This window comes from Hydrogenophaga pseudoflava NBRC 102511 (genome assembly GCF_001592285.1).
GTDB classification, from domain to species: domain Bacteria; phylum Pseudomonadota; class Gammaproteobacteria; order Burkholderiales; family Burkholderiaceae_C; genus Hydrogenophaga; species Hydrogenophaga pseudoflava.
In genome coordinates this window covers 148234-171339 of record NZ_BCWQ01000013.1, presented here as the reverse complement: position 1 = coordinate 171339, position 23106 = coordinate 148234, and the positions used below count along the sequence as shown (strand labels likewise).

At 64.1% G+C, this 23106-nt stretch carries 19 protein-coding genes, 1 tRNA gene and 1 riboswitch; of the genes, 13 read left to right on the top strand and 7 right to left on the bottom strand.

The genetic code is table 11. From position 1 onward, the window contains the following. The 3 genes from HPS01S_RS21860 to HPS01S_RS16565 all read left to right on the top strand — a co-directional run. The coding region (locus HPS01S_RS21860; protein ID WP_218016605.1) for a hypothetical protein at positions 1-377 on the top strand (377 nt) is incomplete at its 5' end. A gap of 387 nt (positions 378-764) precedes the next feature. Next, the gene (locus HPS01S_RS16570) at positions 765-2156 is read left to right on the top strand and encodes an NAD(P)-binding protein (protein ID WP_169803949.1); all 1392 of its coding nucleotides are present in this window, start codon (positions 765-767) and stop codon (positions 2154-2156) included. 473 nt (positions 2157-2629) lie between these two features. Further along, entirely contained in the window at positions 2630-4357 is a 1728-nt protein-coding gene (locus tag HPS01S_RS16565; RefSeq protein WP_066158491.1) for a DUF8808 domain-containing protein, read from the top strand. A 443-nt stretch (positions 4358-4800) separates the two neighbouring features. Here the strand turns inward: HPS01S_RS16565 and HPS01S_RS16560 are convergent. The 6 genes from HPS01S_RS16560 to cysS form a co-directional block, all read right to left on the bottom strand. Further along, positions 4801-4893: transfer RNA gene (locus HPS01S_RS16560), tRNA-Ser, on the bottom strand. A gap of 59 nt (positions 4894-4952) precedes the next feature. After that, positions 4953-6233 (bottom strand): aspartate kinase, encoded by a 1281-nt coding sequence (locus tag HPS01S_RS16555; RefSeq protein WP_066158444.1) that lies wholly within the window; start codon positions 6231-6233, stop codon positions 4953-4955. Between the two features lie 110 nt (positions 6234-6343). Further along, positions 6344-7327 (bottom strand): tRNA lysidine(34) synthetase TilS, encoded by a 984-nt coding sequence (gene tilS / locus HPS01S_RS16550; protein WP_371836601.1) that lies wholly within the window; start codon positions 7325-7327, stop codon positions 6344-6346. A gap of 8 nt (positions 7328-7335) precedes the next feature. After that, positions 7336-8319, bottom strand: a complete 984-nt coding sequence (locus HPS01S_RS16545; RefSeq protein ID WP_066158442.1) for an acetyl-CoA carboxylase carboxyltransferase subunit alpha — start codon at positions 8317-8319, stop codon at positions 7336-7338. A 60-nt stretch (positions 8320-8379) separates the two neighbouring features. Continuing rightward, a complete protein-coding gene (locus HPS01S_RS16540) occupies positions 8380-9030 on the bottom strand; it encodes a DNA-3-methyladenine glycosylase family protein (protein WP_066158440.1) in 651 nt (216 codons plus the stop codon). Further along, positions 9030-10415 (bottom strand): cysteine--tRNA ligase, encoded by a 1386-nt coding sequence (cysS, locus tag HPS01S_RS16535; protein ID WP_066158438.1) that lies wholly within the window; start codon positions 10413-10415, stop codon positions 9030-9032. The genes HPS01S_RS16540 and cysS overlap by 1 nt, the downstream gene beginning before the upstream one ends. A gap of 375 nt (positions 10416-10790) precedes the next feature. Between cysS and HPS01S_RS16530 the strand changes: the two genes are divergently transcribed. From HPS01S_RS16530 to HPS01S_RS16505, 6 genes are all read left to right on the top strand, one after another. Next, the gene (locus tag HPS01S_RS16530) at positions 10791-11750 is read left to right on the top strand and encodes a nuclear transport factor 2 family protein (RefSeq protein ID WP_174545262.1); all 960 of its coding nucleotides are present in this window, start codon (positions 10791-10793) and stop codon (positions 11748-11750) included. A gap of 239 nt (positions 11751-11989) precedes the next feature. Then, a complete protein-coding gene (locus HPS01S_RS16525) occupies positions 11990-13234 on the top strand; it encodes a L,D-transpeptidase family protein (protein WP_066158436.1) in 1245 nt (414 codons plus the stop codon). Next, positions 13234-13959, top strand: a complete 726-nt coding sequence (locus HPS01S_RS16520) for a peptidylprolyl isomerase (RefSeq protein WP_084397449.1) — start codon at positions 13234-13236, stop codon at positions 13957-13959. The genes HPS01S_RS16525 and HPS01S_RS16520 overlap by 1 nt, the downstream gene beginning before the upstream one ends. A gap of 2 nt (positions 13960-13961) precedes the next feature. Beyond that, positions 13962-14468, top strand: coding sequence for a peptidylprolyl isomerase (locus tag HPS01S_RS16515; protein WP_066158433.1), 507 nt, complete (start codon positions 13962-13964; stop codon positions 14466-14468). A 23-nt stretch (positions 14469-14491) separates the two neighbouring features. Further along, entirely contained in the window at positions 14492-15286 is a 795-nt protein-coding gene (locus tag HPS01S_RS16510) for a UDP-2,3-diacylglucosamine diphosphatase (protein ID WP_066158431.1), read from the top strand. Continuing rightward, a complete protein-coding gene (locus HPS01S_RS16505) occupies positions 15286-16131 on the top strand; it encodes a M90 family metallopeptidase (RefSeq protein ID WP_066158428.1) in 846 nt (281 codons plus the stop codon). Before HPS01S_RS16510 ends, HPS01S_RS16505 begins: the two co-directional genes overlap by 1 nt. A 22-nt stretch (positions 16132-16153) precedes the next feature. On the opposite strand, the gene HPS01S_RS16500 is transcribed toward HPS01S_RS16505, so the two are convergent. Beyond that, complete coding sequence (locus HPS01S_RS16500) at positions 16154-18823, bottom strand: DUF349 domain-containing protein (protein WP_066158426.1); 2670 nt, start codon at positions 18821-18823, stop codon at positions 16154-16156. 717 nt (positions 18824-19540) lie between these two features. Here HPS01S_RS16500 and HPS01S_RS16495 point away from each other — a divergent pair. From HPS01S_RS16495 to HPS01S_RS21620, 4 genes are all read left to right on the top strand, one after another. After that, positions 19541-20464, top strand: a complete 924-nt coding sequence (locus HPS01S_RS16495) for a lytic transglycosylase domain-containing protein (RefSeq protein WP_084397447.1) — start codon at positions 19541-19543, stop codon at positions 20462-20464. A 53-nt stretch (positions 20465-20517) separates the two neighbouring features. Continuing rightward, positions 20518-20662: riboswitch (ZMP/ZTP riboswitch) on the top strand. Positions 20663-20725: 63 nt separating this feature from the next. Beyond that, a complete protein-coding gene (glyA, locus tag HPS01S_RS16490; RefSeq protein WP_066158424.1) occupies positions 20726-21970 on the top strand; it encodes a serine hydroxymethyltransferase in 1245 nt (414 codons plus the stop codon). Next, entirely contained in the window at positions 21967-22416 is a 450-nt protein-coding gene (gene nrdR, locus HPS01S_RS16485; protein WP_066158421.1) for a transcriptional regulator NrdR, read from the top strand. Before glyA ends, nrdR begins: the two co-directional genes overlap by 4 nt. A 112-nt stretch (positions 22417-22528) precedes the next feature. Next, positions 22529-23092, top strand: coding sequence for a GspH/FimT family pseudopilin (locus HPS01S_RS21620; RefSeq protein ID WP_084397445.1), 564 nt, complete (start codon positions 22529-22531; stop codon positions 23090-23092). Positions 23093-23106: the final 14 nt, after the last annotated feature.

Here is a 23106-nt window from a genome sequence, read left to right as displayed (position 1 = left end):
CCACCCAACGACCTCAACGCACCATGAATTCAGACAAGATCTACGCCGCCATCGTCCTGGCATTCATTGTTTTCATCATGGGAACCAGCGCACGAATCAACAGCAGCAAGCCGAAACCCAAGTACGAGCCCGAACCACTTCAATGGTCCGTCTCCAACCTCAATGAGAGCGACTGCAACACAACAACGACACCCGCCGAATGGGTCAGAGAACTCGCTGGCCCCAACATACAGGCCTTCATGTCGATGAACGCTGATGGGTCAGTGACGGTCACCCAAATCACTGATCAAGAATGGAGGCGTCGATGGGTGCTCTACCCGACGCGCGTGGCCTGTCTGAAATCGATCTCAAGGTTGAACCACGTCGTGCGACCTTGAGCAACTGCGCTGTGGGCGTGACATCAGGCTTTTTGAGGCCGGACCTCTTTTCGAGGGAGAGGTTGAAATCACTCTAGCGGCAAGCGATTTCGGCTTGGAACTACATCACATCCGTGAGGCAGGATAAGGCTGGGAGCTGTCGGTCGAGATTCTTCTTTCCAGGGGCTGCCAAGGCCGAATAGCGACATCCGCTCGCTCTAAAACTTCAGATGAAAGCGGCCGTCAGCACTGACGTTTCCCGGCCAGCGAAGAGTCACCGTCAAGAAGAATTCGCGGAGCCGATGCGCCTCGCCCGGCAGCTTGGCAAGGCACGCGGACCTGTATCTAATGCGTACGTGAGGAGCTGGGATGCGCCTCGGGGTTAGTGCGGGCGGCATAGGAGAGATCATGCTCGGAATTCTCGAGACGGATTACCTGGTAGTTGGTACTGGCGCGGCCGGTATGGCCTTCACCGATACGTTACTCAGCCACTCTGACGCCACCGTCACCTTAGTAGACCGTCGCCATGCGCCCGGTGGGCACTGGATCGACGCCTACCCCTTCGTGCGCCTGCACCAACCCTCGGCGTTCTATGGGGTATCGTCGGTGCCGCTTGGCGGTGGCACGGTGGAGTGCAGCGGAGTCAACGCCGGGTTTCACGAGCAGGCGGGCGCCGACGAACTTAGCGCGTACTACACGCAGGTATTGGACCGGCACTTCATGCCGACCGGACGCGTGCGGCACTTGCCTTGTAGCGACCACGCCATCGGGGCTGACGGGCGTCACTTCGTCACATCGCGACTGACAGGCGTGGTGCAGGAGGTGCGTGTGCGGCGCAAGTGGGTTGACACCGGCTACCTTGAAGGGCGCATCCCTGCCACCAGCCCGCCGCCGTTCGAGGTGGCCGAGGGCGTGCGCTGCGTGGCCGCAGGCGATGTTGCCCGTGTGACCGAACCGCCCGAGCGGGTCGTGATAATTGGTAGCGGTAAAACGGCCTTGGACACCTCTGTCTGGCTGCTGACGCAAGGCGTACCCGCCAGCAATATCCAGTGGATCCGGCCGCGCGAAGCGTGGTGGCTGAACCGGCGCTTCCACCAGCCGGCCGAAGGCCTGCCCGCCTTCTTTGCTGGTGTTGGCTTGCAATTGAAGGCTATGGCGCACGCAACGTCGGTAGATGACGTGTTTGCGCGACTCGAGGCCGAAGGCTTCTTCCTTCGGGTAGACCCTACAGTGGCTCCCGAGATGTGCCGCGGTGCCATGATCAGCGAAACCGAGCTTGCCCTGCTGCGCCAGATCGGCAACGTGGTGCGGCACGGGCACGTACGCCGTATCGAGCGCGACCGCATCATGTTCGACGACAGATCGATTCCCACAAGCCCGGGTACGCTACACGTTAATTGCGCCGCCGTGGGCCTCGCGCGGCCGCCGCTGCGACCGATCTTCGAGCCCGATCGGGTGACCCTCCAGCCGCTGTTCTGGGGTTTTGCCTGCTACCCCTTCGCGCTGCTGGGGGTGGTCGAAGCCACCATTGCCGACACTGACGCGAAGAACCGCTTGTGCCCGCCGATTCACTACTGGGACGCACCCCGCGACTACCTTACAGCCTACCTAGCGCTGCTGGCGCATGAGAGAGCTCGCGCGGGTCACCCGTCTGTTGTAGCCTGGGCCAAGGGCACGCGGCTCAACCCCCTGTCGGGCTTGGGCGCCCACCGTGACCATCCGCTGGTTGCGCAGACATGGGACATCGCTAAGCAATACGGTGCGGCAGCTGCGGCCAATCTGGTCAAGCTGCTGCAGTAAAGTGCGACATATTGATGATCACAGCGATGTCATAGGTACATCGCTGAGCCATTGTCACCAGCTAAGTTGAGCCTAAGGGCTGTATCCGTTCCGAGGCCAACGAGATGAATTGCTCTCTACCTCGGCACGAAGCAGTCGGCTGTACTCGACGGCTTTTAAAGGTGCATCTGCCGTTCGAACGCCACATACTCCCGTGACGGTGACCAACGTAGCCCACCACGTTGTCCACACCGAGCGACCGCAATAGCAAAGACAAGTCACCGGTGAGGCCCCTCGCCTAAGACCGCTTCCGCTGCAAAGCCGAAGTTGGAAACCTGAGGGTCTCTGCAATGCTGTGTGCAATCCAGGACTGCTATTCCACCCGAATGACCGTTACCTGGGTATGGCAGCCGCTCGCATGGGCTGGATTGCGTGTTCCAAGTGGTATAGGCCACACCAGCCCGCCAATGAACGTCCCAGCTACCATGACGTGCATGGACCCGAAGACCTTGGCCTATTACACCGAAAACGCGACCGAGATTGCACGGCGGTACGAGTCCGTGGTCAGTCCGGTCGAACCGTACTTTGCCTTTGCATTCACACCTGGCGCGCGAGTACTCGACGTGGGTTGCGGGTCCGGGCGGGATGCTGCGCGTCTGCTGGGCTGTGGCTACGACGCCTATGCCATTGAACCCGTGGAGGCGTTGCGCCATGCTGCGATGGCGGTTCATCCGGAACTGGCCGGACGCATCGACGAAGGCGGTTTACCCGGTACCGGGGATGCCTTCGGCGGCGAGTTCGACGGCATCTTGTGCAGTGCCGTTCTGATGCATGTGCCCGACACGGATCTGCTCGATGCAGCATTGGCATTGCGCCGGCTGCTCAAGCCGGGAGGCCGACTTCTACTCTCTATTCCGGCGTCTCGAGGGGACTTGCTGTCTGGTGACCGGGATGCCAATGGGAGGCTGTTCTCGCCCTACTCAGCCGACGAGATTTCCCTTCTGCTCGAGCGGCTCGGCTTCGGGCCGATCTCTCGTTGGGAGAATGACGACGCACTAGGACGATCCGGTACCAGCTGGACAACGCTGCTGCTGGAGCGCCGCTCAGGTTCGCAGCAAAGACCTATCGATCAAATCGAAAGCATCCTCAATCGGGACCGCAAAGAAGCCACCTACAAACTGGCCCTCATCCGTGCGTTGGCCGAGATGGCCACCCAGGAAGCGCGTTCCGCTGTTTGGTCGAGAGCCGGCACGGTCGGTGTCCCTATCCACCGTATCGCTGAGCGCTGGCTACTCTACTACTGGCCATTGCTGGCCCATCCAGACAAGATCCCGCAGTCCAGGGCGGAGGCCGCAGGCGGCAAGCCAATCAAGTTTCGCAGCGCACTCTCGATGCTGATGGAGCCTTTTGCACAGCAAGGTGCGTACTCGGGGTTGACAGCCTGGCATCTGGCCCGATCATCTGATCAGCTGGACGCCATATCTCGCTCCCGACTTCAGGGGGCGCTCCGATCCATTGCGGAGACTATTCGCTCCGGTCCGGTGACTTACTCAGGCAGTGGCCTTGGAGCAGGTCCTGTGTTTGGATACGACAAGAGATCCAAGCTGGTCCTCATGCCCACCAATCTCTGGCGCGAGTTCAGCCTACTAGGACACTGGATCGCCGACGCTGTCATTGTGCGGTGGGCGGCACTCACCCAGCAGATTGCTCACCGACAGGACATGAATGCGGGCGTTGTCCTGCCGCTCCTACTGGCCAAACCAGAGGCTACCCGATCTGTCCAGCTTGCTCGTACCGCTTACCTAGAGGCGGGCGTGTCGACGTGTACTTGGTCAAATCGGCACCTCAAGAGAACGTTTTCGGTGGATCATGCCATTCCGTTCGCTCTCTGGGGCAACAACGACTTGTGGAACCTGGTTCCGGCAGATCCCCGGGTTAACCTGTCCAAGTCGGACAAGCTTCCGACCTCTGAGCTGCTAGAGGAAAGCAAACCACAGATAGTGGCCTCTTGGGACGTCCTACGGAATAGACTGCCCGAAGCATTTGATCGCCAAGCGCATGCCCTCGCGGGAGAGTCGTTCGCCATGACCGGGGCATGGCGTGAGAAGTTGTTTACTCGATTCCGCGAGGCCGTCGAGTTCACGGCCCTACAGCGCGGCGTAGAGCGGTGGTCCGCAAATGGAACTGCGGACGTCACTTTGGAGTCGCTTGTTGAGGCATGAGCTCACACGGGTAAGTTGAGCGCTCCACTCGATGAGAAACTGGGGGGCGATCGGTGCAGCTGAATCCCGGACAGTCATCGTTTGCCATCCTGTCGATGTCGGAGATCTACCTTCAAGCGTTCGGTGGCAAGGCGGTGATGAAAGACTACAACCGCAGCGTACCTGACCACCCCACCGCAACAAGGTCTAGCGCCCCTTACCTACCGAGGACTCAGAAGATCAAATGGAAGCATGCCGACCACCGGCCTGCGCTGATTGAATTGACCTGCAGCTTTGTCAAAAGCCTCACTGCCAAAAAGCGGCGTTAGAGAATGGCCCGCGGCAAAGGCCAGAAAAGCAGCAGCGAGAGAAACCACAGAGAAACAGCCACCGTCTGCAACCCCGCGAAAACACTGGGCCCAGAAAGACAAAAGGCTCCCACTTTCGTGGGAGCCTTGTCTTACTGGCGGAGTGAGAGGGATTCGAACCCTCGATGAGGCTCTACACCCCATACTCCCTTAGCAGGGGAGCACCTTCGGCCACTCGGTCATCACTCCTGAGCCGCGTATTATGCCTCAAGTCTTTTCCGTTTCCGGGGACCCAGGCCTTGGCGGCATCACTTCGAAATCGTGTCGGCCGTCTGATCCAGATCGAACTCGCGGTGCAGCGCGCGCACAGCCAGTTCCATGTACTTCTCGTCGATCACCACCGAGGTCTTGATCTCGGAAGTCGAGATCATCTGGATGTTGATGCCCTCGTCGCTCAGGCACTTGAACATGCGGCTGGCCACGCCCACGTGGCTGCGCATGCCGATGCCGACGATGGACACCTTGCAGATGCGATTGTCGCCCACCACGTCGGCCGCTCCCAGGGCTGGCAGAACCTGGCCCTTGAGCAGGTCCAGCGTCTTCTGGAAATCGTTGCGGTGCACCGTGAAGCTGAAGTCGGTCTTGCCGTCCTTGCTCAGGTTCTGGATGATCACGTCCACTTCGACGTTGGCAGCCGCCACGGCGCCCAGGATCTGGTAGGCGATGCCTGGCTTGTCGGGCACGCCCAGCACAGAAACCTTCGCTTCGTCGCGGTTGAAGGCAATGCCGGAAACAACGGCTCGTTCCATATCTTCGTCTTCCTCAAAAGTGATCAGGGTGCCAGAGCTGGCTTCTTCATTCAGGTCGATGTCCCAAGGGGTGAAGCTGGACAGCACGCGCAGCGGCACCTTGTACTTGCCGGCAAATTCCACCGAGCGGATCTGCAGCACCTTGGAGCCCATGCTGGCCATCTCCAGCATTTCCTCGAAGCTCACGCGCTCCAGGCGCTTGGCTTCGGGCACCACGCGCGGGTCGGTCGTGTACACGCCGTCCACGTCGGTGTAGATCAGGCACTCGGCGGCCTTCATCGCCGCGGCCACGGCCACGGCCGAGGTGTCGCTGCCACCACGGCCCAGCGTGGTGATGTTGCCATCGGGGTCCACGCCCTGGAAACCAGTGACGATCACCACCTTGCCAGCGGCCAGATCAGCACGCACGCGGGCGTCGTCAATGGATTCGATGCGGGCTTTGGTGTAGGCGTCGTTGGTCTTGATGGCCACCTGCCAGCCGGCATAGCTCACGGCGTCGATGCCCTCGGCCTGCAGCGCGATGGCCAGCAGGGCCGACGAGGCCTGCTCGCCGGTGGCGGCCAGCATGTCCAGCTCGCGGCCGTAGGCCTTGCCCAGCTGGGCGGGTTGCAGTTCCTTGGCCAGTGCCAACAGGCGGTTGGTCTCGCCGCTCATGGCGCTGGGTACCACCACCATCTGGTGACCAGCCTTGTGCCACTTGGCGACACGCCGGGCCACGTTGCGGATGCGCTCGGTGGACCCCATGGAGGTGCCGCCGTACTTGTGAACAATCAAAGCCATCGGGTTGGATCGGGAAGAGGATCGTTGGAATGACCACGCGGCCGTTGGTCGCGCTGGGCCGGTCGCCGGAACCGGCCGGGCCGCCGGATGCATCCGGCAAAGCCTTGGAATTATATCGGCGCGGCCCTGGCCGTCCGGCCGAACGTCAGATGCCCACCGTCCCGACGCAGGGTCCCGTCGGCCACCTTGAGCTCGATGCGATGCCCCCGCGTCCGACAGGCCGCCAACTGGTCCAGCACCTGCTCCATCTGAGCCGCAGCGGGCACCACACCCCAGTGCCTGTGCAACCAATGGCGCAAGGCATTGGCTTGACGCTCGCGGCTGAGCGCTTGCAAACCGGCGATGGACGGGGGCTCTCCCACCGTAGCCAGGTCGATGCGCGCGAGGTCGCCCAGCAACTGCTGGGCCTGCGCGGCATGGCGCGCACTGCGGGCAAGCATGGGGCGGAACCCCGGGAAGCAGGCGTCCCAGGCGGGCAGCAAGGTCTTGCGAATGCGGTTGCGCGTGTAGCGCAAGTCGGCGTTGCTCGGGTCGTCGACAAAAGGCTCCCCATTGCTTTCGACCCAGGCCCGCAGGGTGCTGACAGGAAGCTCCAGCAAGGGGCGGGCGAAGCGCATTCCGTGGCGCTCGAAGTGATCGGGCATGGCTGCCAGCCCCGGCAGGCCGCCGCCGCGGCTGAGCGCCAGCATCAGGGTCTCGGCCTGGTCATCGGCGTGATGGGCCAGCAGCACAAGGTCCGCACCCGCAGACCTGGCCAGATCCGCCAGTGCGCGGTACCGATGGAGGCGCGCTGCGTCCTCCGGGCTCTGGCCTCGCGCAGGCGTGGCACGGACATGCGCCAGATGCAATGGCACACCCAGCCGGTCGCAGGTGATCCTTGCTGTGGTTTCGAAGGCATCTGCCGCGGCCTGCAAGCCATGGTGCACATGAAGGGCCACCACGCACCCCGGCCAGAGCGCGTGGGCCGCCAGCAGCAGCGCCGTGGAATCGGCACCGGCGCTGTACGCGACGGCCAGCCTGGGGGAGGTGTCTGGCGCCCTTTGTGAGTACCAGCGCAGCAGCGCCGGCCCGCACGGGTTGGGCGACGCGGCCACGCTGCGCCTCAGCGCTTGGCGCTGTCGGCCTTGGTGTCGGTGAAGCGGCCGTAGCTGTCCAGGCGCGCGTGGCGTCGCTCCAGCAGCTCCTTGACCTTGAGATCGGCGACCTGACGCCAGGCGTCGTTGAGGGCGCGCTTGAGGAACGCGGCCATCTGACCAGGGTCGCGGTGCGCACCGCCAACCGGCTCGTTGACGATCTTGTCGACCAGACCCAGCGCCTTGAGGCGATGCGCCGTGATGCCCAGCGCCTCGGCCGCGTCGCTGGCACGGTCGCTGGTCTTCCAGAGAATCGACGCACAGCCCTCGGGACTGATCACCGAGTACACCGAGTACTGCAGCATCAGCACCTGGTCGGCCACCGAGATGGCCAGTGCACCGCCCGAACCACCTTCACCGATGATGGTGGAGATGATCGGCACCTCCAGCTGCGCCATCTCGAAGATGTTGCGGCCAATGGCCTCGGACTGGCCGCGCTCCTCGGCGTCGATGCCGGGATAGGCACCGGGCGTGTCGACGAAGGTGAACACCGGCAGCTTGAATTTCTCGGCCAGCTTCATCAGGCGCAGCGCCTTGCGATAGCCCTCGGGCTTGGTCATGCCGAAGTTGCGCAGACCACGCTCCTTGGTATCCCGCCCCTTCTGGTGGCCGATCACCATGCAGGGCTGACCGTTGAAACGGGCCAGACCGCCGACGATGGACAGATCGTCCGAGAAATGCCGATCGCCGTGCAGTTCCTGGAAGTGCGTGAAGATCTCGTTCACGTAGTCCAGCGTGTACGGCCGGTCCTGATGGCGCGCAATCTTCGTGATCTGCCACGGCGTCAGGGTGCTGTAGATGTCCTTGGTGAGCTGCAGACTCTTGCCCGACAGCTGTTCGATCTCGGCAGAAATGTCGACCGCGGATTCGGTCTGCACATAGCGGAGCTCTTCGATCTTGCTTTCGAGTTCGGCAATGGGCTGCTCGAAGTCGAGAAAATTTCTTTTGGCCAAGGTATGACTCCTTTGGTCTTTGTGCGAACGACGTCCGGAAACAGGAAAGCCCCGAAGGGCTCAGTAGCTGACCGGCAGTGGGTCCAGCGAGCGCCAAATATACCAAGTGGCGACGCTGCAGTAAGGCGCCCAGGAGGCAGCCACTTCGCGGATCTCGCTGCGGCTGACCGGTTCACCGGAAAAGTAGGCGCGGCTGATGCCGTTTTGCAGGCCGATGTCGTCCAGCGGCAGCACGTTCGGACGCATCAGGTGAAAAATCAGGAACATCTCGGCGGTCCAGCGGCCAATGCCGCGGATGGCCACCAACTCGGCGATGATCGCCTCGTCGTCCATCTCGGCCCACTTGTCGACGTGCACCTGATCGTTGGCAAAGTGAAGCGCCAGGTCCACCAGGTACTCGACCTTGCGTGCTGACAGACCGGCTGCCCGCATGTCGTCCACTTTGAGCTTGAGCACATAGGCCGGCGTCATCTTGCGCGGCAGCTTTTCGAATCGGTCCCACACGGATTGCGCCGCCTTGACCGATATCTGCTGCCCCACGATGCTGCGGGCCAGCGTGACAAACGCATCGCCCCGAGACTGAAGGCTGGCACCCGCGTGCTGCGGGATCAGCTTTTTCATCACCCGATCGCGCTTCATCAGATGCCGACATGCCTCCTGCCAATACAGCGGCGCATCGGGCCCGACATCGGGCAACTGCGAGGTCACCATCAGGCACGCTCCCAGGTGGTGCCGGCAGGACTGTCCTTGAGCACGATGCCCTGGGCCAACAGCGCCTGGCGGATACGGTCCGCCTCGGAGAAGTTCTTGGCGGCTTTGGCGGCGGCCCGGGCCGCAATCTGATCAGCAATGGCGGCTTCGTCCAGGCCATCACCGGCGCCACCCGCTTGCAGATAGCTTTGCGGATCCTGCTGCAACAGACCCAGCACGCCCCCGAGCGCCTGCAACACACCGGCCAGCGAGGCATCGCGGGTGCGGTTCACTTCACTGGCCAGATCGAACAACACGGCGACGGCCTCGGGCGTACCGAAATCCTCGTCCATGGCGACCTTGAACCGGGCGGCAGACGGCTGGTTCCAGTCAATGCTCTCGGGCACCTCGGCCCTGACCGCGGCCAGCGCGGTGTAGAGGCGCTTGAGGGCCGAGCGTGCATCGTCCAGATGGGCATCGCTGTAGTTCAGGGCGCTTCGGTAGTGGGCGCGCAGCACGAAGAAGCGCACCGTCTCGGCGTCGTACTTCTCCAGCACCTCGCGGATGGTGAAGAAATTGCCCAGGCTCTTGGACATCTTTTCGTTGTCCACCCGCACGAAGCCGTTGTGCATCCAGAAGCGCGCCAGCGGCTGGCCAGTCGCACCCTCGCTCTGGGCGATCTCGTTCTCGTGGTGTGGAAACTGCAGATCAGCGCCACCGCCGTGGATGTCGAAGCTCTCACCCAGCATCTCGCAGCTCATGGCAGAGCACTCAATGTGCCAGCCCGGTCGACCGCTGCCGTAGGGACTGTCCCACTTCGCCTCGGCAGGCTCCTCGGCCTTGGCCGATTTCCAGAGCACGAAGTCCAGCGGGTCCTGCTTGCCGTCGTCTACTGCGACACGCTCGCCAGCGCGCAGATCGTCCAGCGACTTGCCGGAGAGCTTGCCGTAGCCAGGGAACTTGCGCACCGCGTAGTTCACATCGCCATTGGGACTGCGATAGGCCAGCCCTTTGTCTTCCAGTTGGCGCACGATGCCCAGCATTTGCGGCACGTAGTCGGTGGCGCGCGGCTCGTGAGTGGGCCGCTCGATGCCCAGCGCATCCGCGTCCTGGTGCAGCGCCTCGATCATGCGGTTGGTCAGCTGGGTGATGGTTTCACCGTTCCTGACCGCACGGGCGATGATCTTGTCGTCGATGTCCGTCACATTGCGCACATAGGTGACGCGATACCCGCTGGCCTTGAGCCAGCGCTGCACCACATCGAACGCCAGCATCGACCGGGCATGACCGAGGTGGCAGAGGTCGTAGACGGTCATGCCACAGACATACATGCGCACATGCCCGGGATCGAGCGGCAGAAACGGCTCGACGCCGCGCGAGAGGGTGTTGAAGATTCGCAAGGACATGGAAGGCCAGCCGAATGACCCGGCTGGAGCGCACCTGCATGCAGGGAGCATCTCGACCCGGACGTCGACAGGGTTCAGGGAAAAGAAGCGCGAGAACAGCGGACATTACACCGGTGTCGCGCGACCACCGGACTGCGGGGCCTGGCGGGGGCCCTCAGATACAATGCGCCAGTATATCCAGCCCAGTGCGCCACCGGCATTTTCGATGCCCACACACAGGAGCGCTATAGTATTCGCCGACCGGCGCAGGCCGGCCTTCGGTTTGCTGTTGTCGCCATCTGAGGTCACATGATCAACCCCATGCAATTTCCCTCTGCCCAGCCCGTCAAGTCCCGCAGTTTCGGCACCCGGCGACCCTTCGCTTCGCTGCGCCTGATGGCCATGTGCGTCGCAGTGTCAGCCGCCCTCGCCGCGCCGCTGACACAGGCCCAGTCCGACGACTACGCAGAGGTCAATCGCCTGTTGCGTGCCGGACAGTTCTCTGAGGCCATGAACAAGGCCGACCAGTACCTCGCAGGCAAGCCCCGGGACCCCCAGATGCGCTTTCTCAAGGGCGTCATCCAGACCGAAAGTGGCAAACAGGCCGATGCCGTGGCCACCTTCCAGAAACTGACCGAAGAATTCCCCGAGCTGCCCGAGCCCTACAACAACCTCGCCGTGCTCTACGCAGGGCAGAGCCAATTTGACAAGGCACGAGCGGCGCTCGAAATGGCGATCCGCACCAACCCCAGTTACGCCACAGCGCACGAGAACCTGGGCGACGTCTACGCCAAGCTTGCCAGCCAGGCCTACAGCAAAGCCTTGCAGCTGGATGCCGGCAATGCCGGAGTCGCGCCCAAGTTGAGCCTGATCCGCAACCTGTTCGCGGCCGATGCCAAGGGCGCCAAGCCTGCAGCAGCTCCCGCAGTATCGACGCCCCCTGTTGCCGCAGCCAAGCCCGCAGCGTCGGCGCCCGCCGCAGCACCCGCAGCCCAGGCGCCAGCTGCCACCGGCAACGCCGAAAGCGACGTGGAATCAGCCGTAGCGGCCTGGGCCAAGGCCTGGTCCAGCAAGAACATGTCGGGCTACCTGGGTGCCTACGCCGGTAACTTCACCCCTCCTGGCGGCCAGAGCCGCAGCGAATGGGAAGCCGACCGCAAGGCCCGCATCATGCCGCGCAACCGCATCGACGTGGACATCAGCGAACTCTCCGTTTCGGTCAACGGTGACCGGGCCTCTGCCAAGTTCCGTCAGGCTTACTCTTCCGATTCACTGAGTGTGACAAGCCGCAAGACACTGGACTTGGTCAGGAGCGGGAATCGCTGGCTGATCGTGCGCGAATCCACGGGATCCTGATGGCCGGTCGGCGGTTTTTCCAACGGGGTCACGCCAGCGTACCAGCCGCCTCCCTGCGCACCGTCTCCGGCCTGCCCCGATGGCTGATCGGAGCCTTGGCATTTGCAGCCCTGTCAGGCTCTCTCCTTGCGTTCTTGCACCAGGGACCTGTGGATCCCCTGCTCTTCCGGGACGACTCGCCTGCAGGATCGGCCTCAACGGATACCGCGGGGACTGGCCCGTCGATCATTGATGCCGCCATGGCCCGGATGCACGACGCGCCCGATGCCATCAAGTCGGTGACCAGGCCCTCCGGCCTGCGACCACAACCGCTGTCGGACGACGCCATGGCCCGCGTCGCCCCTTTGTTGGGTCGGGCCGAGGCCAGGCTGATCGACATCTACCGTCTCATCAGCCAGGGCCAGCACCGCGCGGCGCTGTCACAAGCCGATCGCCTGGTCCGCGATCACCCCAACTTCCACCTCGCGCACCTCGTGCACGGAGACCTGCTGAGCCTGCAGGTCCGGCCGGTCCGCCAGCTGGGTGACGTGCCCGACACCACCGCTATTGCGGCGGCGCAACAGCTCGCCGTTCTTCGGGACGAGTCGCGCCGACGCCTACGTGCGTTGACCGAAAGACCACCCGAAGGAGCCATTCCTTCCCAGTTCCTGAGCCTCTCCTCCCAGAGCAGGCATGCGATCGCCGTCGACGCGTCCCGGTCACGCCTGTACCTGTTCGAGAACCAGACGCCGTCCGGCGGTACGAACGGCTTGCTGGCGGCCCCTCCCAGGCTCAGGCTGCTGGGCGACTTCTACATCTCGGTCGGCTTGTCGGGCATCGAGAAAGAAGTCGAAGGCGACAAGCGCACACCTCTGGGCGTCTACTACATCACCAGCAATCTGCACCCGGACAGCCTGCCCGACCTCTATGGCGTCGGTGCGCTGCCCATCAACTACCCGAACCCGCTGGACCTGCAGCGCGGCAAGACCGGCAGCGGCATCTGGCTGCATGGAACACCGCGCGAGCAGTTTGTCCGGGCGCCACAAGCGTCGGACGGCTGCGTGGTGCTGTCCAACCCGGATCTCGAACGACTGCTGGCCACCGTGCAGATCCGCACCACGCCGGTGGTGATCGCCCCCGAACTCCAATGGGTGCAACCGGAGGAACTCGACGCCGAACGGCTTGCGTTCGAAAGCGCACTGGCCTCCTGGAAAGAAGCCAAGAGCGCGGGCCAGAGCGAACGCCTGAGCGCGTTCTACTCCAGCAAGTTGCTCGCCGGGAGCGGGTCCGGCGGCGGCCGACCGGAGGCTGGTCCAGACTCCGCCAAAGGCGTGAGAGCAGTCGACATCAAGGATGTTTCCGTGCTCCGCTGGCAGGACCAGCAGGACACGATGGTGGTCACCTTCGGAGAGGTGCCACAAGGTCAGAGCCGAGGGGTGACCCGGCGCCAGTACTGGGCTCGTGAAAGCGACCAGTGGAAGATTTTTCATGAAGGGACTCCCTGATGCCGTCCGAGCTTGATCACACCACCCTGAACCGCCGGACCTCGGTGCGCACCCTTGTACTCGCCACCCTGGCGGCATGCACCTTCGGCGCCCTGTCCATATCGGATGCCAGGGCCGCCGGCGCGTCGAACCCCAAGGTTCGCCTGAGCACCTCGGCCGGTGACATCGTGCTGGAGCTGTACCCCGACAAGGCACCCAAGACGGTCGAAAACTTCCTTCAATACGTCCGTGACAAACACTACGACGGCACGGTGTTCCACCGCGTGATCAACAACTTCATGGTCCAGGGTGGCGGATACGACGCCCGCTACCGCGAGAAGCCCACCCGCGCACCGGTGGTGCACGAGGGCCAGGCGGCGCTGGAGCGAGGTGGCCCGCGCAACGTGGTGGGCACGGTCGCCATGGCGCGCACCAACGACCCGCACTCCGCAACCGCCCAGTTTTTCATCAACGTCAAGGACAACGCCTTCCTGGACCCGACCCCCATCCCGCCAGGGGATCCTGTGCCGCGCTTCGAATACGGCGGCCGTGTCTATGAAAATGTGCCTCGCGCCAATCTGCTGGCGGCCGGACAACTGTTTGGCTACACCGTGTTCGGCAAGGTGATCGCCGGCATGGACGTGGTCAACAAGATCAAGGCCACGCCCACCGGTGCCGGCGGCCCCTTCCCGACGGATGTCCCCAAGACGCCCGTCACCATCCTCAAAGCCACTCTGGAGAACTGAACATGGCCAACCCCCAGGTCGAACTGCACATCACGGGCCTCGGCGTCATCACGCTCGAACTCGACGCCGAAAAAGCCCCACTGACGACCGCCAACTTCCTGGCCTATGTCAACAAGGGCCACTACAACAACACCGTGTTCCATCGCGTGATCCCCGGCTTCATGGTGCAGGGCGGCGGCTTCGAGCCCGGCATGAACCAGAAAGCCACCGACGCCCCGATCCAGAACGAAGCCAACAATGGCCTGCGCAACGAGATCTACACCGTGGCCATGGCGCGCACCAGCGACCCGCATTCGGCCAGCGCCCAGTTCTTCATCAACGTCGCCAACAACGCTTTCCTGAACCACACCGCTCCGAGCGCCCAGGGCTGGGGCTATGCGGTGTTCGGCAAGGTGGTGTCGGGGTCCGATGTGGTAAAGAAGATCGAAGCCTCCCCCACCGGTCGCCGCGGCTTCCACGACGACGTGCCCAAGCAGGACGTGGTGATCGAGAAGGCCGTCGCGCTCTGAGGCTCAGGGTGCATCCCTGACCGATGACGAACCTGCCTGTCGACCGCTTTGCCGAGCTGCGCGCCCCCGCGCACTGGCAGGCGGTCGATTTCATTTCAGACCTCCATCTGCACCCCGGGGAGCCACAGACCTTGGGCGCCTGGTGGCGCTACCTGGAACGCCCGCCAGAGGAACGGGCCGATGCACTGTTCATTCTCGGCGACCTGTTTGAAGTGTGGGTCGGAGACGATGCGCTGGAGAACCCGGACTCCTTCGGCGCCCTGTGCGCCCGGCAGCTGCACCAGCACAGCATCGACACGCCGGTGTTCTTCATGTGCGGCAACCGGGATTTCCTCGTTGGCCCCTCTGCCCTGAGCGCCTGCGGCATGCAGGGCCTGGATGATCCCACAGTGCTCGAATTCATGGGGGCGCGCTGGCTGCTCAGCCACGGCGACGCGCTGTGCCTGGACGACACCGACTACCTGGCCTTCCGGGCCATGGTCCGCTCTGCAGAATGGCAGCGCAGCTTCCTGGCCCAACCGCTCGCCCAGCGGGAAGCCGTGGCGCGCGACCTGCGCGAACGCAGCGAAGCCCGCAAGAAGAGCCTGGCGCACGACCCTGCGCTGTGGGCGGATGTCGACGCGGAAGAGGCGCGCCGCTGGCTCCGAGCCGCTGGTGCCGCCACACTGATCCACGGACACACCCACCGCCCTGCGACGCACGACCTGGGAGAGGGTCTGCAACGCGTGGTGCTCAGCGACTGGGACGCCGCAGCCACCCCAGCCCGGCTGGACATCCTGCGCCTCAGCCACAGCGGCTTTTCGCATCTGCGCCCGTGATGCAGACACTGCAGCGCTGGCTTCCGCGCCGCTGGCGTTCGGAGCCCCAACTGCCCGACGGGCCGTGGTCGGCCATTCTTGGGTCCCACCCCTTTCTGGCGGAGCTCTCCGGGCCGGATCGCTTCCGCCTGCGCCAGCTCAGCGGCCACTTCCTGATGGAAAAGGAATTTCATGGCGCCCACGGGCTGGTCGTGACCGACCCCATGGCGCTGGCGATTGCCGCCCAGGCCTGCCTGCCCCTGCTGCACATCCGTCCTCCCTCAGGCCAAGCCGCGTCGAATCCGCTGGACGCGCTGGCCTGGTACGACGACTTCGTCGGCATCGTGGTGCAGCCGGGGGCCGCGCTGGCACGCCGACGCGTCGCCGACGCCAGCGGGGTGGTTCACCACTACGAGGAAGTGCTGGCTGGCGAAGCCATGGACCGGGGGCCGGTCATGCTGAGCTGGGAGGAGGTTAGCCAGGCTCCCGATGCCGCCGGCACCGGCAGCAACGTTGTGATTCACGAGTTCGTGCACAAGATCGACATGCGGGGCATGCATGCAGGGGGCAACCCGGACGGCGCGCCCGCCCTGGTTGCGGGGCTCTGGAGCACTCGCAGCGATGCCCAGGCTCGAGAACACTGGCGGAGCACCATGACGCAGGCCTACGACCACTTCCGGGAAAGCGTGTCCATGGCAGAGCGATTCGGCGCCGAACGGCCCTGGCTGGACGACTACGCTGCAACGAACCCTGCGGAGTTTTTTGCCGTGACCTGCGAGGCCTACTTCGTCAGCAGACTCCGGTTCGGCCAGGAGTTTCCCGCGCTCCTCACGCTTTACGACGGCTTCTTCCGCCCGGACGCCTGAGCACCCGGGCGGGCCGGACGGATCAGCGCCGCAGCAGCACCTTCAGCGCCTGCTGCAGGCGCCGCGCGGAACCTGCGTCGAACGGTGCGGCCAGCACACGCCCCACATCCTGTGGCCAGGTGTCCGCCGGAGCGGCCTCGTGGCGCCGGGTCAGCAGCTGCAGCTGCAGAAGCCGGCGCGCCTCCACCTGTTCGGCGGGCGTGGGCACTTCGGCCGCCATCTCCAGGCGCAACAAGGCCTCGGCGGGTACGGCCGCGGACGGCGCCGCTCCCAGCGACTGCACCCAGGAGCCGCGCGCTGCCGTCACCCCACGGCCGCCCAAGGCCTGGGCTGCCGGCACTGCCGACGGATCGCGCCTCTCCCAGGCAGTCAGCAACTGCGTGAGCACCTCACCATGCGCCTGCGCCGCCAGCTTGCGCAGCGCCGCTTCGGCATGCTCAAGCGCCTGGCGCTGTGCGCGGAACGCCGCATCGCCCAGCCTGGGAGCCGGTGCACCCCGCGGTTCGCGGGGCGGGCGGGCATCCCCCCAGCCATCGCGCGAGCCTCTTCCGGCGTCCCGAGCCCCGCGACCATCCCGTCCAGCGGGTCCACGGCGCTCGTCGCGCCCGGCGGGCTCTGCCTTTTTCATGCCCGGCCGGTCGTCACCACGCATGGCCACCAGCTTGCGGGCCGGCGCGGATGCTGGCTTCGGCACTGCCTCGGGCGAATCGGCGGCCTCAGGAGCGGTCTCAGCTTGTGGCGTCGCGCCATCCAAGGCGGGAGCGTTGGCCGCCTCTTCCCGAGCAGGGGTTTCACCCCGCATCGCCTGCTCAAGCGCCGCCTGCGCTGCACGGATCTGCTGGGCATCGCCGCAGGCGCTGGCGGCATCGAGCGCACGAGCAGCATCCAGCACGCGCTGGTCGTGTGCGTTCAGCGTGGCCACGGCGCGTTCCCGCTCGGAGCTCTTGCGCTGGAACGCAGCGTCGATCGGCTGGCGGAACGCCTCCCAGAGCTTCTGTTCCTGCTTTCGCTCCAGCGGCACCGCGTGTGCCTCGGCCTGCCAGCGCTGCTGCAAGGCCTTCACCGCATCGATGCGCAGCTGAGGCGCCTCACCCAGTGCCACCGCCTCGTCGATCATGGCGCGGCGACGCGCCACGCTCTGTGCCTGGGCGGCCTCCAGTTCGACGTGAGCGGCCTGCATGGCGGCCTTCCAGAGGGGCTGCAGCTCGGCAAATGCCTTTTCACTCAGGTGTCCGGCCTCGCGCCAGCGCTCGGAAAACGCGTGCAGGTCGCGGATCTGATTTTTCCAGTCGCTCTGACCAGCGTGGGCCGAGGTCCAGGCTTTGACCTCGTCGATGATCGCCAGCCGCTGGGCCCTGTGGGCCTCCGCCTGCTGGCGCACCTGAGTCAGCCAGACCTCAACCTCCTTGTGCGCCAGGGTGCAGGCCTCATCGAAGCGCTTCCAGAGGGCGTGGTTGGCTGGCCCACCTTGGTCCGTCGTCTTCCATTGGTCCCGAAGGCTGCGCAGGGTTTCCTGCATCTTGCGGCCACCCAGACGCTGCCCTTCTGGCGCTGCCATCAGAGCTTCGGCTTTGCGAACCAGCTCCTCACGCAACTGGTCGGCGCGCCAGCGCTGCCAGTCTTCCAGTTCACCGGCCTGGGCCAGAATCGCGTTCGCCTTGCCTTCGAGCTCAGCCCCGACCAGCCGCCCCGACGAACGGAGCAGCGCACGGACATCGGCCGCAGCCTTGGGCGTGGCCTTGCCATGTCCTTGCGCCAGCTCACGCTCAAGCGATTCCAAAGCCTTCTGCAGCTCCGCCTGCGCCCGGGCGCGGCGCTCGGCCGCCTGCGTGTCGGTCTTGACGGCCTCAGCAGGCGTCTCGATGCCACGCGCCTGCCTCAACTCATCGGCCCACACCGGAACTGCCGGCAATGGCGCGTGCGGGTCCGCATCGGCGGCCGCGGCCTGGGCCAGTGCGGCTTCAAAGGCGTCCCAGACCAGTTGCAACTGCTGTCGCGATGCCTCCAGCATGGGCGGAAACCGCACCTCCACGCTGGGCCACTGGGGGTCGTCGGCCAGCCCACTGGCCTGCGCCTGCCACTGCTGGACATCCGCCCGCAGCCCATCAATGCCCGCCTGGGCCTCTTTCCATGACTTGGTCGAGAGGATTTCGATGCGCTGGGCCATCAACACAGCGGACTCGCGCTCGACCTGCACCCGGTGCTGCAGGTCTTCAATGGCCTTGACCCGCTCGGCCAGCGCCGCCTTGAGCCCTGCGAGTGGTTCGCGCGACAGCGGCGCCCCTGCCCGCGCGGCATCGCGCTGCCAAGCCATGGCGTCGGCCAGGTTCAGCCGCGACTGCGCAATCAGCGCTTGGGCTTTCTGGGCCCATTCCACGCCAATGTGCTCCTGGGCCTTCTGGCGCTTGAGTTCGTCGAGCTTTTCCTTCAGAGGCTTGGCGGCCCCGCGGTCCCGCTGGGACAGTTCCTTGAACACCTCGTTCATGGCCTCCCAGCCTGGCTCGGTCTGCAACCAAGCACGCACGCGGGCCGCGCGTTCTCCACTCGTAGGTGCGGAAAACGCACCTCCCGTCAATGCATCCAGAGGGTGGGACGACGGGGTCGAGGCGGCCCCGCCACCGCCGGCCGGTGTCGCGGCGGGATCGGGCGTGGGAGACTGGGGCGCGCTCTTGCGCAGGGAGAACAGCGACATATTGATAGGTACAGCAGTGAGAGACGCCCACGCCGACGGGCGATGGACCACATCCGCTATTGTCGCCCGGGATGACCCGCCAACGACCTGATGCGCTGGCCCAAAAAAGAAACCCCGGCAGGAGAGCCTGCCGGGGTTGACGGCGGGCAAACTGCACTTGCCGTCGGGGCTGGCAGACAGGGAGTTGAATGTCCCTGACGCCTGGAAGCAAGAGATTGCTTCCATTGGGAGCCGACTGGCAGCTGAACTGCCTGATCGGCTGAATGCCGGTCATCACAACCGACGGTTGAAGATTACGCCGGAAGCGTCTCGATTTCAAGCGCAGAGACGCTCAGTTACCCGTGCACTTCAGTCTGTCCGACTGGCGGTAGCACCCCGTGCTGCAACCAGGTGCAACGACTGGCTTACCCGACGAACGGCATCGAAAAGGCGGATGGACGGCAACCTGCATGTGTGCTGGACCCGCCGCTAGGAATCTGCAAACAAGGGCAAAATCCTCAATATCTTAATAACCAAATATTGTTTTAAACGACGTTTAAAACATTGACCGAACATTAACGGGCACATACCATTCGCCCCGTTTTCCGTTCCGGGTAAACCCTCACGACGTCGGCACCCCTCAAACACCACAGGTGCCCGCGAAACCGCCATTGATGGCGCCCCCCTCACCGCTGCATCAGACCTTGTGGTCGGCGCAGCCCTGCAAGGAGCGACAACATGACAACGCTTTCCATTTCAGAGGCGCAGCAAAAGAGCAGCGCCTCCGCTGTCCAATCTTCCGTGTTCATCGCGCTCGCCGATGCGTACAGGGGCTTCGTCGCCCTCACTCGCAACGGCATGGTCGCGCTGGGTGCTGGCTTTGCGGTGCTGGTCATTGCACTCGCCGTGCAAAGCGAACTGCGCTCGAATATGGAGCAGTTGCTGCTGAGCTGGTTGCAGGAGCGCCAGGATTCGGCCGTGGTGGCAGCAGATGACGCCGCCCCCATGCCGGAAAACAGCAATGACGACCGCCTTGCGGTCGCTCCGCCCCCCCTTCTGCCCAAACAGCAGGCTGCCGTGACCCAGTGGCTCAGCCGCAAATACCGTGTGGCGCCGGAGCCGCTGGGCGCATTGGTGGCCGAAGCCTTTGCGGTCGGGGCCAAGGTGCGCCTTGATCCGACACTGATCCTGGCAGTCATGGCCATCGAGTCGCGCTTCAATCCCTACGCGCAGAGCCCTGTGGGCGCTCAGGGCCTGATGCAGGTGCTCACCCGCGTCCACACCGACAAGTACGACGACTACGGGGGCGCCATGGCCGCCTTCGACCCCCTTTCCAATCTGCGGGTCGGCGTCAAGGTGCTCCAGGATTGCATCAAGCAGGCCGGCTCTGTCGAAGGTGGACTGCGGCTCTACGTGGGGGCGGTGACCACCGACGGCAGCGGCTACATCAACAAAGTCATGGCCGAGCACCTTCGGATCCAGAGCGTGGCGCTGGGCAAACCGATGCCGACTTCCTTCCCGATCTTCACCGCCGCGCCTGCGCCCGCCGCGCCGGAGCCGATCGAGCCAACCCAGACCGGGCTGCTCGATCCCCAGCCCGAAGCCATCCCTGCCGGCCAGCCGGTTGAACCGGCAGCCGACGCCGCTCTCACCAGTTCCTGACCACAGACCGCCAAGCTCCGAGGCCTGCGGGCACCTCGCCACTCGGATAAACTACACAGGTGCGCAACTGGCGATAGGCGCGCGGCAGCCACCTGCCGTCCGTGCTGACGTGGCCCCCCGCTCCCCGCGAGCGGGACAACCACTGGGAAGCGCACCGCCCGCTCTACGGGTGTTCAGCCGTTCGCCTGGGCAGTCCCTGCCGCTTTTCAGAGAGTGCGCGGGGTCCCATCTCATCCGAGACCGTCCCGAGACTGCCAAACCATGTACGACCGCAACATCCTCATCGAGCAAACCGACCCCGAGCTGTTCAAGGCCATTCAAGCGGAAAACGCCCGCCAGGAACACCACATCGAGCTGATCGCCAGCGAGAACTACGCCTCGCCGGCCGTGATGGCCGCCCAGGGCACCCAGTTGACCAACAAGTACGCCGAGGGCTACCCCGGCAAGCGCTACTACGGCGGCTGCGAGTACGTCGACGTGGCCGAACAGCTGGCCATCGACCGCGTCAAGCAGATCTTCGGTGCCGATGCCGCCAACGTGCAGCCGCACTGCGGCGCCTCGGCCAACGAGGCCGTCTTCCTGGCCTTCCTCAAGCCCGGGGACACCATCATGGGCATGAGCCTGGCCGAAGGAGGCCACCTCACCCACGGCATGCCGCTGAACATGTCGGGCAAGTGGTTTAACGTGGTCAGCTACGGCCTCGACAAGAACGAAGCGATCGACTACGACGTCATGGAAGCCAAGGCCCGCGAGCACAAGCCCAAGCTCATCGTCGCCGGGGCGTCCGCATACAGCCTGCGCATCGACTTCGAGCGCTTTGCCAAGATCGCCAAGGAAATAGGCGCCATCTTCATGGTCGACATGGCCCACTACGCCGGCCTGATCGCCGCGGGCGTGTATCCCAACCCGGTGCCATTCGCCGACGTGGTGACCTCTACCACCCACAAGAGCCTGCGTGGCCCGCGCGGCGGCATCATCCTGATGAAGGCCGAACACGAGAAGGCCATCAACAGCGCCATCTTCCCCGGTCTGCAGGGCGGCCCGCTGATGCACGTCATCGCCGCCAAAGCCGTTGCCTTCAAGGAAGCGCTGCAGCCCGAGTTCAAGGCCTATCAACAGCAGGTGGTGAAGAACGCCCAGATCGTGGCCGAAACACTGACCCAGCGCGGTCTGCGCATCGTCAGCGGCCGCACCGAAAGCCACGTCATGCTGGTGGACCTGCGCGCCAAGGGCATCACCGGCAAGGAAGCCGAGGCTGTGCTGGGCAGCGCCCACATGACCATCAACAAGAACGCAATTCCGAACGACCCGGAAAAGCCGATGGTGACCAGTGGTGTGCGCATCGGCACCCCAGCCATGACCACCCGCGGCTTCAAGGACGAGGAAGCCCGCATCACCGCCAACCTGATTGCCGACGTGCTGGACAACCCGCGCGACCCGGCGAACATCGAAGCGGTGCGCGCCAAGGTCAATGCCCTGACGGCCCGTTTCCCCGTCTACAGGTGAAATGCCCCTTTTGCGGCCATCTGGAAACCCAGGTCGTTGAGACCCGGGTTTCCGAAGACGCGGACTTCATCCGCCGCCGCAGGCAGTGCGGCCACTGCGAAAAGCGCTTCACCACCTATGAGCGGCCAGAGGTCAGCTTCCCGGCGGTGGTGAAGAAGGATGGTCGGCGCGTGGACTACGTGCCGGCCAAACTGCGCGCCTCATTCACCCTCGCCCTGCGCAAGCGACCGGTGAGCACCGAACAGGTGGACGCCGCCATCGAGCGCATTGAAGAAAAGCTGCTCAACCTGGGCAGCCGTGAAGTCGCATCGACCAAGCTGGGCGAAATGGTCATGCGCGAGCTCAAGAAGCTCGACAAGGTTGCCTACATCCGCTTTGCCAGCGTTTACCGCAGTTTTGAAGACATCGACGAGTTCCGCGCGCTCGTGGACGAAGTCCGCCGATAGCACGCGGCCCAACTGCCGAAAACAGTGCCTCCTCCATTGGAGGGACACGTCGTCGTCATTTACCTCCTCGGAGGCATGATTTGACGCCAACGCGCGGGAATAATGAGTTCGAATGCATTACACATCCGAACTCATCATGCGATTGCCATCCCACCAGCATCCTTTGCAATTCCGTGGATACACCTTGATGGAACTGGTCGTGGCGACTGCGCTGCTGGCCATTCTCATTCAGCTCGCGATTCCTCCCATGAGCCGCCTGCTCTCTGAATGGCAGAGAGAACACGCCACCCGAGCTATTGCAGACCACCTTGTGCTCGCCAGATCAGAAGCCATCCGCTGGTCCCAGCGCGTGGTGATGTGCAGCAGCGTCGATGGCCTTCGCTGCTCTCCAAGCTCCAACAGAGAATGGAAATCGGGGTGGATTGTTTTTCAGGACATCGATGGCAATGGTCAATTCGGCCCTTCCGACAAATTGGTCGCTGTTTCGCAGGGCTCCCATGGAATTCGAAGCATCCGGGGAAATGCATTGCTCCAGCGCTTCGTATTCATGCCAACGGGAATGATGGCATCTGGAATGGGAACACTGGAGATTGTCCCCACGATGGGTACCAGTCAGAGAATCACCGTCAATCGAATTGGAAGAGTCAGGCTCAGCACAAGTCTGCCGGTCGAATGAAGCCAAATTCGCTG